This is a genomic window from Sporolactobacillus mangiferae (assembly GCF_023336505.1).
Lineage (GTDB): Bacteria > Bacillota > Bacilli > Bacillales > Sporolactobacillaceae > Sporolactobacillus > Sporolactobacillus mangiferae.
Genome location: NZ_JAMAST010000002.1, coordinates 137,606 through 150,819, shown reverse-complemented (window position 1 = coordinate 150,819; position 13,214 = coordinate 137,606). Strand labels below are relative to the sequence as shown.

Sequence of the window (13,214 nt, the reverse complement as noted above, 5' to 3'; positions counted from 1 at the left end):
AAAAAGGGGGTGCCACAAAATGAACAGTGAAGATGTTTATGTTAGTTTGGATATCGGCACGTCCAGCATTAAAACCGTGATCGGCGAGATGGCAGGGGAAAGGCTTAATGTTATTGGCGTTGGCGAAGCGGTTTCATACGGGATACGCAAGGGAGCAATCGTAGATATTGATGCCACAGTCCGCTCCATTGAAAATGCGGTTGAACAGGCGGAACGAATGGTGGGTATCAGCATTAAAAGTGTGATTGTGGGCATTTCCGGAAACCACATTCAACTCAGAAACTGCCATGGTGTCGTAGCAGTTTCAGGCGATACACATGAAATTGGCGATGAGGATATTGCACGGGTTATTGATGCTGCGCAAGTCATGTCAATTCCTCCGGAAAGAGAAATTGTCGATGTGATTCCGGAACAGTTCATTGTTGATGGCGTTGACGAAATTCATGATCCGAGGGGTATGATTGGTGTGCGTCTCGAGATGGAGGGTACACTGATTACGGCCTCAAAGACGCTGCTTCATAATCTTTTGCGCTGTGTTGAACGAGCGGGCCTAACGATTTCAGACGTTTGTCTGCAGCCGTTGGCTGTTGGATCGGTTGCGCTCTCAGAAGATGAAAAGAATCTGGGGGTCACTTTGATTGATATCGGTGGTGGTTCAACAAGTGTCGCTGTCTTCGACCAGGGTTCCCTTATATCTACCTTTGATCTTCCTATTGGCGGAAACCATATTACGAAAGACATCTCCATTATCCAGAAAATTCCATTGGATGAAGCGGAACAGGCAAAAGTGAAACATGGTGTTGCCTATGCGGGCGCAGCATCTGATGAAGATTCATTTACTGTTTCTCAAATCGGGAGCGATAAGAAACAAACGGTAAATCAGGTAGATTTAGCCGAAATTATTCAGGCACGTATGGAAGAAATGTTTGAAATCATCCGGGATGAGCTTCAGCGCATTGGAATCTATGATTTTCCCGGCGGCTTTGTTCTTACAGGCGGTGTGACTGCCATGCCGGGTGTTGCTGATCTGGCATTTGATCATCTGGCTTCCAGCGTACGTATCGCTTCACCGGATTATATCGGTGTACGGGAGCCTAAATATACGGCCTGCATCGGCTTGATTCAATTTGCGTACCACAATGTGAAAATACAGGGGAAGGAAATCGCAGCTGCCATTGCCCCTGAACATGAGCATTACGAAGCTGTACAGAAACAGCAAAAACAGAAGAAAACAAAAAAGGCCCCGAATGTGCGCGAAGGTGTTACAACCAAAGTGAAAAATTGGTTTAATCTGTTCTTTGACTGATCGGGCGCGGAATGATTGAATGGGAGGAAATGAACAATGTATGATCACGATACGGATATGGAGCATCTTGCCAAAATAAAAGTCATTGGCGTTGGCGGCGGCGGGAACAATGCGGTAAACCGAATGATCGAAAGCGGTATCCAGGGTGTTGAGTTTGTTTGTGCGAATACGGATGCTCAGGCATTGAAGCTTTCGAAGGCGGACGTAAAACTGCAGCTGGGCGAAAAGCTGACGCGTGGTTTAGGTGCGGGCGCCAATCCGGAGATTGGAAAGAAGGCTGCGGAAGAAAGCCATGATCAGGTTGAAGAGGTACTGAAAGGTGCTGACATGGTTTTTGTTACTGCCGGGATGGGTGGCGGAACAGGTACCGGTGCGGCACCTGTCATTGCTGAGGTCGCTAAGGAAGTCGGTGCGCTAACTGTTGGTGTTGTCACGCGTCCGTTCACTTTTGAGGGCAGAAAACGTGCAAAGCAGGCGCAGAGCGGAATTGCAAATCTTAAAGAAAAAGTGGATACCCTGATTGTTATTCCAAATGACCGGCTGCTGGAAATTGTGGATAAAAACACGCCGATGCTGGACGCGTTCAGAGAAGCGGATAATGTGCTGCGTCAAGGTGTACAGGGCATTTCTGATCTCATTTCAGTACCTGGATTAATCAACCTCGATTTTGCGGATGTAAAAACAATCATGACGGAAGGCGGTTCAGCCCTGATGGCGATCGGCATTGCCTCAGGCGAGAATCGTGCTGCCGAAGCGGCAAAGAAGGCAATTTCAAGCCCGTTGCTTGAAAAATCAATAGATGGTGCCAAAGGTGTGCTGATGAATATAACCGGCGGTACGAATCTGAGCCTGTACGAAGTGAACGAGGCGGCTGATATTGTGGCCACTGCTGCGGATGAAGACGTGAATATGATTTTTGGTTCAGTGATTCGGGAAGAACTGGATGATGAAATTGTAGTTACGGTTATTGCAACCGGCTTTGATGAACATGATCGGATGGAAGACGCACCAAAGTCAGAGCAGGCCATCTTCCTTCGCAAAAAACAGAATACTGAAGGAATGCAGCAACCTCCGATCCGTCGTGATCATCATCGTGAAGAAGCTGCAAGTACCGTGCAGCACCCGCACCGCGCGCACAGTATTGTTGATGATGAGGAAACACTTGATATCCCAACATTTCTTCGAAATCGACGCAGAAGAAATGAATAATTGAAAATGAGTTTATTTTCTCCTTTAAAATTAAAACGCAACTCAGGCTCGCAGCAGGGAAGCTCCATTCCCTGGTACGGGCTTTTTATTTTACTCTAAGAAGGTTTGAAATTCAGCGGATTATCGTATAAGTGTGACGGTGTTTTTGCCTTCGCCAGTGATCCGGAAAAGCTAAGCTTTCTCATACGATAAGAAAGTATAAGATTTTAGCTGGATACGAAAGCGCCAGACGCCAGAAGATTAGGCCTAGCCCAGTCTTTCTAATGCAATAAAACTTCTATCTCTCTTCTGATTCATACTCCATCTGTTTACGACAAAAGCAGCCAAAATAAGTGTAAAATTCGTTCCACAGAATGACAGACTTTCGCAGGTAAGGCCCGTATACTAATCCTAAACATGCAAAGAAGGTGGAAGGTTGGTTGTCTATCTGGATGCTGTCTGGGTTCTGAATCTTCTGATCGATGCCTGTCTTCTGAAACTGACAGCGCTTATGCTCAAAAGGGAAACGACCTGGCTGCGTTTCTGGCTCGGTGCATTGACTGCTTCGGCAATTATATTGCTGCTCTTTACACCGGCCGCCTTTATTGTTGATGATCCGCTTGGGAAATTTGCTTATTCGGTGCTCATCATTCTGATTGTTTTCGGATTCCGCCGTCCATCTGTATTTCTCCAAAATATAGCGGCCTTTTATTTTGTTGCATTCGCGATTGGTGGCGGTCTTTTTGCCATTCATTATTTTTTCCAGGATGCTTCATTTTATGCGGGCAGCCGTTTTTTAAACACTATGACTTATGGCGATCCGATTAGCTGGATCACAGTATGCCTTGGCTTTCCTGTTCTTTGGTTCTTTTCAAAAAAAAGGATCGACCAAACGGCAATTAGAAAATGGAACCACACAACGATCACACATGTAACGATCCAGTTTTTTGATCATTGTTTCAATTCAAAAGCGATGATTGACTCTGGAAATAAACTTACGGATCCCATTACACATGCACCTGTTATGTTTCTTGAGAAGTGTATTTGCGGAGATGTGGTGCCTGATGCGCTCTTTCAAAAAGGGGACGTGCTTCCTTCCGTGCAGGATCTGGATCATCTTCCTGAAGAGTGGCGCAACCGGCTGGCCTGGATTCCTTATCGGGGAGTTGACGGATCCAATCAATTGGCGCTGGCTGCACGCGCGGATCAGGTGCTTATCCAAATTCACGGAAAACAATTGGCATGTACGAAGGTGTTCGTTATATTTGTCAGTCACTCACTGAGTTCTGCAGGTGACTTTAACTGTATTCTGAATCCCGATCTGCTGCTTCAGGGAAAAGAGATCAAGTCCGCTTCATGACCTAAATTTTACCGGGAGGTTCTTATGATGAAAAAGATTTTTTTAATTCTGTGGCGTCGTTTACTTGTCAAGCTGGGAATTAAACCGAAGGAAATTTATTATATCGGTGGAAGCGATGGGCTCCCCTCTCCCTTGTCAAAAGAAGAGGAAGCTGAATTAATGAGAAAACTTCCTTCAGGGGATCCAAAGGTACGGGCAACGCTGATCGAGCGCAATCTTCGCCTGGTCGTTTATATTGCACGCAAATTTGACAATACACGAATCAACATTGAGGATCTGATCAGCATCGGCACCATTGGCTTAATCAAGGCAGTTAATACATTTAATCCGGAAAAAAAGATTAAACTGGCCACTTATGCTTCTCGATGCATCGAAAATGAAATTCTGATGTATTTGCGCAGAAACAGCAGGACACGATCGGAAGTTTCCCTCGATGAACCGCTGAATGTAGATTGGGACGGGAATGAACTTCTTTTATCCGATGTGCTCGGTACGGACAACGATGTCACAACGAAAAACATGGAACGCAAAGTGGAGCGAACACTTTTAAAAAAGGCAATGCTTATGCTGAATGATCGTGAAAAGGAAATTATGACGCTTCGATTCGGGTTATCAGGCGGCAAAGAAAAAACACAAAAAGATGTTGCAGATGAACTGGGCATTTCTCAGTCCTATATTTCACGACTTGAAAAAAGAATTATTAAACGATTGAAAAAGGAATTCAGCAAAATGGCGTAGTAAAGGTGGTTGCCTTTTTACCCGATTTTGCCGTGCATAAAATGGCTCTCTGCGGAAATACTTGACCATATAGCAGAGGTTGAGGTCATTTGCGAAACTTTCGATTCAGCGAATGGCGTTCATCAGCCCGCTAACGCCAGTTTTTTGACAATGGGGGGTTAGCTTCTATGGCACGGCACAAAGTGGAAATCTGCGGAGTGGACACTTCAAAGCTTCCAGTTCTGACGAATGCAGAAATGAGGAAGCTTTTTGCAGAGCTTCAGTCAGGCAAGCGTGAGGCAAGAGAAAAATTAGTGAACGGGAATCTCCGGCTTGTTCTGAGCGTGATTCAACGATTCAATCACCGTGGAGAATCAAGCGATGACCTGTTTCAGGTTGGCTGCATCGGCTTAATGAAATCAATTGACAATTTTGACCTGGGTCAGAATGTCCGTTTCTCGACATATGCCGTTCCTATGATTATCGGCGAGATCCGCAGATACTTAAGAGACAACAATCCAATCCGCGTTTCGCGGTCGTTGCGAGATATGGCTTACAAAGCACTTCAGGCAAAGGAGCGTTACCTGGCAAAGCATTCTACGGAGCCAACAACAGCAGAGCTTGCCAAAATGCTGGATTTGCCGGTGGAAGACGTTGTTTTTGCAATGGATGCGATACAGGATCCGGTGTCGCTGTTTGAACCGATCTACAGCGATGGCGGCGATCCTATTTTCATTATGGATCAGATCAGCGATGATAAGCATAAGGATCGGGATTGGGTAGATAACATCGCTTTAAAAGAAGCAATGAATAAGCTCCATGATCGAGAGAAGAGAATTGTTGCCATGCGTTTTTTTTATGGGAAGACGCAGATGGAAGTTGCCGAAGAAATCGGTATTTCCCAGGCACAAGTATCAAGACTTGAAAAAATGGCGATCAAAGAAATGAACCAGGAGATTGGTCCTTGATTCTGCAGTAACTTTATGTTAAGAGATTGAGGCGATAGCTCCGCACAAAACCATTAACAGCGCTCTACTAAACCTGACTGTTGCTGATACGGTCAGATTTTTTTGTATGCACAAATCAATGACTATTTCCTAGGCAATGAATCCATCATTTTTTACTTCTCAATGCATGTATTTATCCATATATTTAGGATAGCAAAAAGGAGGAGTAATGATGCCCAGAATATCTGACTTTCAGACAAAAGAAGTGGTCAATGTAGAGAACGGCAAACGGCTTGGTCATATCGGCGATCTTGATGTAAATCTGTCTTCAGGCAAAATTGAGAATCTCGTTATTCCGGGATCGGGAAAAATCATGGGTCTGTTTGGGAGAGATGAGGATATTATCGTGCCATGGAGCAACATCGTGAGAATCGGTGCTGATGTCATTCTTGTGCGCTTCTATAAGGGACATGATTCGGCGATTCAGCGCGATGAATGAAACAAATAAAGAGTTTTCATGCTGATTATGGTAAAATAAAAACAGAAATATAGTTGTGGCATAGACGAAAGGAAGGGAAAAGGTGGAGGAGGAACCCTTTGTCAAAAACAGTAACTCCTTATTGTCATTGCAGATGAAAGCGAGCAGTATCCACACATTTTGTGCAGGCATGACACTTCGAATCGGAGGAGTCAGTGCAGGATGTTATGCATCGATGAATTTAGGGCTCCATGTAGGCGATTCTGTTGATGATGTGTGCACTAACCGGCAACTAATCGGAAAAGCACTTGACTTCTCTCTGGACAGGTGGGTTTGTGCAGAGCAAGTACACGGAAACCGCATTGCCCGTGTAGATGCAGAAATGGCAGGAGCAGGTGCGCGTTCGCTTGAATCCGCAGTTCCTGGCGTCGATGGGCTGTTTACCACTGAACCTGACCTTTTGTTGGCACTTTGTTTTGCGGATTGTGTCCCAATATATTATGGAACACGCAATCCTGATGCAATAGGTATCATGCATGCCGGGTGGCGCGGTACGGTTGCTGGGGGTGCCGGACACATGGTTCGGCGAATGTGCAGTGATCTTCATTTTCCGCCTCAATCACTTGAGGTGGTGATCGGTCCTTCAATTGGGGCAGATGTTTATGAGGTTGATCAGCAGATCATTGACCAGGTTCAAAAACTGGGGCGTGAATGCTGGACTAATGCTGTCAGAGAAACCGTCAACGGCCATTACCTGCTCGACTTGAAGGCGGTGAATCGAAGCGTTCTCATTGAGGCAGGTGTACCTGAACAGCAGATCAGGGTGTCCGGATACAGCACATTCGCACATCCGGAGTTATTTTTCTCCCATCGGCGCGATCATGGAAGAACAGGACGGATGATGGGGTATATCGGAATGAAAAAAAGGAGACAGTGAGTCGTGAGAGTCGCGGAGAATCTAAGCCATATCAGATCGGTCATCGAAAACGCCTGCGAGCGTTCTGGCAGAAGCCCATCGGACGTTACGCTGATTGCTGTAACGAAATATGTTTCAAACGAACGTGCACAGGAAGCTGTTGAGAGCGGCATCTTTCATCTTGCAGAGAACCGAAAAGAAGGTTTGCTTGAGAAACGCGCATTCATCAAAGACAAGCGTGTCACCTGGCATTTGATTGGTACACTGCAGACGCGGAAAGTCAAAGATGTCGTTGGCAAAATGGACTACTTTCATGCGCTTGACCGCTTGAAACTGGCTAATGAACTGAATAAACGAATTAAAAAAGGAACATTGAATTGTTTTGTCGAAATGAATATTTCCGGTGAAGAATCCAAACACGGAATTTCTGAGGATCAGCTTGTGCCTTTCATTGATGCTTTGGCTGAATTTGAACATCTCCGCATTGTCGGTCTGATGACTATGGCACCGAACACGGAAGACAGGGATCTGATCCGCAGCATATTCCGGCGCCTGAGAGTACTGCGCGACAAAATCCGCGACCTTCATCTTGACTATGCGCCCTGCACAGAGCTTTCAATGGGGATGTCTCACGACTATGAACTTGCCGTCGAAGAGGGTGCGACGTATATCAGGATTGGCACGTCACTGGTCGGCGATGAAAGAAAGGGGTAGGACACCGTGGGTCTTAAGGGAACATTCAGACGTTTTTTTGATCTTGAAGAGACCGTGGAAAGCTCGGAGGTGCAGGATGCTGCCCCTCATGGTGAAGCACACAGCCATTTAGAAAAAGAACAACGAAAGATGGAAAAAAACGGGAGGCTGGTTGCCATTCAAAAGGTACATCAGCAGAACAAGGTGGTGCTTGTCGAACCGAAACGTTTTGAAGAGGTTGAAGACATCGTCGGATCCTTAAAGAATAAGCAGACTATTATTTGCAGCCTTCAGGGGACAAGCAAAGAACAGGGACAGAGAATTCTTGATTTTATGGGTGGAACAGCATTTGCATTGAATGCACAAATCCGTAAAATCGGGAAAAATACGTTTCTCTTTGCACCCGAACAGGTAGATATATCCGGTATGATCAGCAACTGGCCGGAAGACTAATTGAGCTGAGGTGAACAGAGTGATCATAGCTTCTTTTCTAGCACAGATCATCAGTATTTATTCATGGATTTTAATTATTTATATTTTAATGTCATGGGTGCCGAGCATACAAGAGTCGTCAATCGGGCGTCTTTTTGCCAATGTATGTGAACCGTTCCTTTCTCCTTTCCGAAGGATTATTCCTCCAATTGGCGGTGTTATTGATATTTCGCCGATCATTGCATTTTTTGTGCTGCGCCTTGCGACACGCGGCGTTTATTATTTAGCTTATCTTTTTGCCTGAGTGGATGCCATGACTGTCTATGAACATTTCAGACCTGAAGAACGTGTTTTCATTGATCACATTTTAGACATGAAAGAGCGGGTCATTGAACGGTATACGCCCAGGCTGACCGATTTTCTTGACCCGAGACAGCAGAGGATTCTGACATCGCTGATCGGCGGCGAAGATGGAATCCGCCTTTCCCTTTGTGGCGGTTATGAACACGCAGAACGTAAGCGTGCCCTGCTCCTGCCACCTTATATCGAGGAACAAGGCGAATTATTTCGGCTCGCGTATCTTGAAGTTCACTATCCGGACAGATTCGGATCGATCACGCATCCGGAATTGCTCGGTTCACTGACGGGGATGGGTGTTTCACGAGATAAAATCGGTGATTTACTGCTTGAAAGCGGAAAAGTCCAGTTTATCTGTACGCAGGAGCTGGCCTCTTATTTCGCGCTGAATCTGACTTCCGTTGGCAAAATGCGTGTATCCTGCATCTCGATTAAAAGTGAAGATTTACTGCACAGTGAGAATAAATGGCAGGAATTTGAAGGTACCGTGTCTTCACTTCGTCTTGATACCGTGCTTTCGGAAATCTATCGTCTTCCGAGAGCAAAAGCATCGGAAGCCATAGCGCATGAACGGGCAAAAGTGAACTGGGAGATTGTGGACAAGCGTGATTTTGATGTCCATGCAGGTGACTGTCTGTCTTTGCGTGGATTTGGCCGCAGCAAAATAATATCATGCGACGGGTTGACAAAAAAGAACAAAATCCGTATACAATATGGTAAACTTAAATAAATTACTGGTTTTGTAAATTGATATGGAGGTGACCGGGATGCCACTGACACCCCTGGATATTCATAATAAATCGTTTTCACGAGGATTTCGCGGCTACGATGAAGATGAAGTCAACGATTTTCTTGATCAGATCATCAAAGATTATGAGGCGTTAATTCGAGAAAAAAAGGATCTTGAGCAGCAGATCAAGAATTCAAATGAAAAGTTGAGCCATTTTTCCAATATTGAAACAACACTGAACAAAAGTATTCTTGTTGCCCAGGAAACAGCTGAAGAAGTAAAGCAAAATGCGAATAAAGAAGCCAAGCTGATTGTGATGGAAGCGAAAAAAAATGCAGACCGAATCATCAATGAGGCACTTGAGAAATCCCGTAAAGTGACGCTTAATATCGAAGAACTCAAGAAAGAGGCCAACGTGTACCGAACACGTTTTCAAATGCTGATCGAGGCGCAGCTTGAATTACTGAAAAGTGATGACTGGAAGAGCCTGTCTCCGGATCATAATAATGATGATGCGGACAACGAGGAAAAAGACGGCATTATTTCTTCTCAGGCTTGACGTAAGGCGTTCATTTGCATATACTGTGCTTACATAAAGTAAAGTGCCTGGCTGCTTGCACAGCACGATTTTTTGTTGATCAAGAAGTATAATTTCAACTCAATGACAGGGAGAGTAATGGCTGCAATGCCTGATCAGCGAACCGGGGGATGGTGCAAGCCCGGCACAGGCAGCAGCGATGAAAATCACCCTCGAGTTTGGATCTGAACGATCGGCTTGTCCGGTACAAGTAAGATTCAGCGTGTATTCGCGTTAAGAAGCTAATGAGTGGCAGGTTTTTTCTGCTATTAGGGTGGTACCGCGGTTCTTTCGTCCCTTATGGGTGAAAGAACCTTTTTATTTTATATGGTGCTGTTATTAAACGGACTGTTGCTTTTTCAACTTATTCTTTATTGATTTGCTGATATGCAAGATGGACCTTGTTTTCATAAATTCGGCAAACCGGGGAATCCTTCAGCAAGGCCTTCTCATGAATGAGCCAGCCGGTGATGAAGCACAGCATGAGTCCTTAATACAGCCATTTAGTTAAAGAGCTGTGTTTTTAATTTAATGTCGTTTTTCTGAACTGCGGCAATGCACGTGCCGACCGTTCGGGTAAGTGCAGGGCAAAACGATGAAAAACAGCAGCAGATTTTAACAAAGCCATTTAAAAAGAACAGAAAGTTGATGGAGGCGTATTTTAATGGATTACAAAAAAACACTGTTAATGCCGAAAACGAATTTTAAAATGCGTGGCGGACTTCCGACTAAAGAACCGCAAATGCAGGAACAGTGGGACCGCGAGCACATTTATGAACAATCTCTGAAAGTGAACGAAGGAAAACCGACGTTCATTCTGCACGATGGACCTCCTTACGCAAACGGAAACATTCACATTGGTCATGCTGAAAATAAGGTTCTCAAAGATATCATCAATCGCTACAAATCAATGACCGGCTATCAGGCCGTGTATGTCCCTGGCTGGGATACGCATGGACTTCCGATCGAGCAGCAGCTCGCAAAGCAGGGCATTGATCGAAAAAAAATGTCCGTTGCCGATCTTCGTGAAAAGTGTAAGGAATATGCGCTTGGTCAGGTTGAACACCAGAAAAAGCAGTTCAAACGACTGGGTGTCCGTGCGGACTGGGATCATCCGTACCTGACGCTTCACAAAGAATATGAAGCAGAACAGATTAAAGTTTTCGGCGAAATGGCGAAAAAAGGTTACATTTACAAAGATAAAAAAACGGTTTATTGGTCACCTTCTTCTGAATCTGCGCTGGCAGAAGCAGAAATCGAATATAAGGATGTCAAATCGTACTCAATTTATGTGGCATTTCACGTTACAGACGGAAAAGGTGTACTCAATACAGATGAAGAAGTCATCATCTGGACAACGACACCATGGACGATGCCTTCGAACCTGGCTATCTGCGTGAATCCAAAGTTTGAATACAGTGTCGTTCAGGTGGGAGAACGGAAATTTGTTGTTGCATCAGAACTGGTTGAGAAACTGACGGCAACGTTTGAATGGGAAAATCCGCAAATCCTGCGTTCCTTCAGCGGCAAAGATCTGGAGTATGTCGTATGCCGCCATCCATTTTATGATCGTTCTTCATTGATGATCCTTGGCGATCATGTCACTTTAGACGCTGGTACCGGATGTGTGCATACTGCACCGGGATTTGGTGCCGATGACTTCTACGTCGGTAAAAAATACGGCCTGGATATTCTTAGCCCGGTTGATGACCGTGGCTGCATGACTGATGAAGCACCAGGATTTGAGGGCATGTTTTATGAGAAAACCAACGAACCGGTGATTGAGAAGTTAAAAGAAGTCGGCGCACTGATCAAGGTCGGTACTTTTACTCACTCATATCCGCATGACTGGCGAACCAAAAAACCGGTAATCTGGAGAGCAACCAAGCAGTGGTTCGCTTCCATTAAGGCCTTTCGCAGCGAAATTTTAAGTGCCATTCATGAAGTGCACTGGATTCCTGCATGGGGCGATGTGCGCATGACGAATATGATCAAGGATCGTGAAGACTGGTGTATTTCCCGTCAGCGTGCATGGGGCGTTCCGATTCCGGTATTTTATGGCGAAGACGATGAGCCGATCATTACGGATGAAACGATTCAGCAGGTTGCTGATCTGTTCCGCAAACACGGTTCAAATATCTGGTTTCAATGGGATGCGAAAGATTTGCTTCCAGAAGGATTTACATCGGAGCACAGTCCGAATGGCGTTTTCAGAAAAGAAACTGATATCATGGATGTCTGGTTCGATTCAGGTTCATCACATCAAGGCGTGCTGACAACTCGAGATGGACTTCGCCGTCCGGCAGACATGTATCTGGAAGGCTCGGATCAGTATCGTGGCTGGTTTAACTCATCGCTTGCAACCTCCGTCGCGGTTACCGGACATGCACCGTACAGACAGGTGCTGAGTCATGGATTCACACTTGACGGTAAGGGATTGAAAATGAGCAAATCCGTCGGCAATGTCATCGATCCGATGAAAGTCATGCAGCAGTATGGTGCTGATATCATCCGTCTCTGGGTTGCTTCCGTTGACTATCAGGCTGACGCGCGCGTGTCAAACGAAATTCTTTCTCAGGTTGCAGAAGTGTACCGGAAGATCCGCAACACCGTTCGATTTATGCTTGGCAATCTGAGCGACTTCACTGCTGATCAAGCGGTTCCGACAAATAAGATGCCGGAACTGGAACAATATATGCTTGTGAAGCTGAACACATTCATTGATACATGCCTGAAAAATTACGAAAATTATCAGTTCCTGAATGTCTATAAGGCATTGCAGAACTATTGCTCGCTGGATTTAAGTGCTTTCTATATGGATATTGCGAAAGACGCGCTTTATGTGCAGCCAAAAGAGTCGCTTGTCCGCCGGTCAGCACAGACTGTACTGTACAAAACAGTCGTTGCGCTGACGAAGATACTTTCTCCGATTATTCCGCATACGGCTGAGGAGATCTGGCAGCATATTCCCGGTGCTGATCAAATATCGTCTTACGTTCAGTTAACGGATATGCCGGAAAAAGAGCCGATCACTGATTCCGATGCGCTTGAAGAGAAGTGGGCAAAGCTGATAAACGTTCGCGATGAAGTATTCAAGTCATTGGAGAAAGCACGTGATGCGAAACTCATTGGCAAGTCGCTTGAAGCCTCAGTTGTGCTGTATACGACAAAACAAACAGCTTTTCTGACTGAATGCCATGACCTCGATAAATTGCTGATTGTTTCTCATGTTACGGTTGAATCTGAGCATACGGTTCCCGAATCTGCCGATCATTATGCGGATCTGGCGGTATCCGTGTCACCTGCCGAAGGTTTAAAATGTGAACGCTGCTGGGCGGTTCTGCCAACGGTCGGTGAGGACAAGGAACATCCAACGCTGTGCGCACATTGCGCAGAGACGGTGCGCCACGATTATGCCGGAGTAACACTTGAATAAATGAAAAGTAAAGAAAATGATTTCCATAATGCGTAATGATTACGCAGAGTGAAAAGTCCTCCTTTGCTTCACACTAA

Annotated in this window: 13 protein-coding genes and 1 other annotated feature; all 13 genes read left to right on the top strand. The window is 45.4% G+C overall.

Annotated features, from left to right (window positions below; all coding sequences use genetic code 11):
* Positions 1 to 19: 19 nt before the first annotated feature.
* The 13 genes from ftsA to ileS all read left to right on the top strand — a co-directional run bounded on the left by ftsA (position 20) and on the right by ileS (position 13,137).
* Positions 20 to 1,306, top strand: coding sequence for a cell division protein FtsA (ftsA, locus tag M3N64_RS03150; RefSeq protein ID WP_249097397.1), 1,287 nt, complete (start codon positions 20 to 22; stop codon positions 1,304 to 1,306).
* 36 nt (positions 1,307 to 1,342) lie between these two features.
* Entirely contained in the window at positions 1,343 to 2,515 is a 1,173-nt protein-coding gene (gene ftsZ, locus M3N64_RS03145; RefSeq protein WP_249097380.1) for a cell division protein FtsZ, read from the top strand.
* A 415-nt stretch (positions 2,516 to 2,930) separates the two neighbouring features.
* Positions 2,931 to 3,854, top strand: a complete 924-nt coding sequence (gene spoIIGA, locus M3N64_RS03140; protein WP_249097377.1) for a sigma-E processing peptidase SpoIIGA — start codon at positions 2,931 to 2,933, stop codon at positions 3,852 to 3,854.
* Between the two features lie 27 nt (positions 3,855 to 3,881).
* Entirely contained in the window at positions 3,882 to 4,592 is a 711-nt protein-coding gene (gene sigE / locus M3N64_RS03135; protein WP_438270989.1) for an RNA polymerase sporulation sigma factor SigE, read from the top strand.
* Positions 4,593 to 4,759: 167 nt separating this feature from the next.
* On the top strand, positions 4,760 to 5,539 hold the full coding sequence (gene sigG, locus M3N64_RS03130; RefSeq protein WP_249097360.1) for an RNA polymerase sporulation sigma factor SigG: 780 nt from the start codon (positions 4,760 to 4,762) through the stop codon (positions 5,537 to 5,539).
* 211 nt (positions 5,540 to 5,750) lie between these two features.
* A complete protein-coding gene (locus tag M3N64_RS03125; RefSeq protein ID WP_249097356.1) occupies positions 5,751 to 6,017 on the top strand; it encodes a YlmC/YmxH family sporulation protein in 267 nt (88 codons plus the stop codon).
* 82 nt (positions 6,018 to 6,099) lie between these two features.
* Positions 6,100 to 6,933, top strand: a complete 834-nt coding sequence (pgeF, locus tag M3N64_RS03120) for a peptidoglycan editing factor PgeF (protein ID WP_249097353.1) — start codon at positions 6,100 to 6,102, stop codon at positions 6,931 to 6,933.
* A 3-nt stretch (positions 6,934 to 6,936) separates the two neighbouring features.
* Positions 6,937 to 7,626: a YggS family pyridoxal phosphate-dependent enzyme gene (locus M3N64_RS03115; protein WP_249097335.1), complete on the top strand. Its 690-nt coding sequence runs from the start codon at positions 6,937 to 6,939 to the stop codon at positions 7,624 to 7,626.
* A gap of 6 nt (positions 7,627 to 7,632) precedes the next feature.
* Positions 7,633 to 8,058, top strand: a complete 426-nt coding sequence (locus tag M3N64_RS03110) for a cell division protein SepF (protein WP_249097332.1) — start codon at positions 7,633 to 7,635, stop codon at positions 8,056 to 8,058.
* A gap of 19 nt (positions 8,059 to 8,077) precedes the next feature.
* The gene (locus M3N64_RS03105; RefSeq protein ID WP_249097327.1) at positions 8,078 to 8,341 is read left to right on the top strand and encodes a YggT family protein; all 264 of its coding nucleotides are present in this window, start codon (positions 8,078 to 8,080) and stop codon (positions 8,339 to 8,341) included.
* 9 nt (positions 8,342 to 8,350) lie between these two features.
* Positions 8,351 to 9,124 (top strand): YlmH family RNA-binding protein, encoded by a 774-nt coding sequence (locus M3N64_RS03100; protein ID WP_249097324.1) that lies wholly within the window; start codon positions 8,351 to 8,353, stop codon positions 9,122 to 9,124.
* Positions 9,125 to 9,161: 37 nt separating this feature from the next.
* Entirely contained in the window at positions 9,162 to 9,683 is a 522-nt protein-coding gene (locus M3N64_RS03095) for a DivIVA domain-containing protein (RefSeq protein ID WP_249097307.1), read from the top strand.
* Positions 9,684 to 9,776: 93 nt separating this feature from the next.
* Positions 9,777 to 10,003 (top strand) — a binding site (T-box leader).
* 362 nt (positions 10,004 to 10,365) lie between these two features.
* Positions 10,366 to 13,137 carry an isoleucine--tRNA ligase gene (ileS, locus tag M3N64_RS03090; protein ID WP_249097304.1) on the top strand — a complete coding sequence of 924 codons (2,772 nt, stop codon included), beginning with the start codon at positions 10,366 to 10,368 and terminating at the stop codon, positions 13,135 to 13,137.
* Positions 13,138 to 13,214 lie beyond the last annotated feature (77 nt).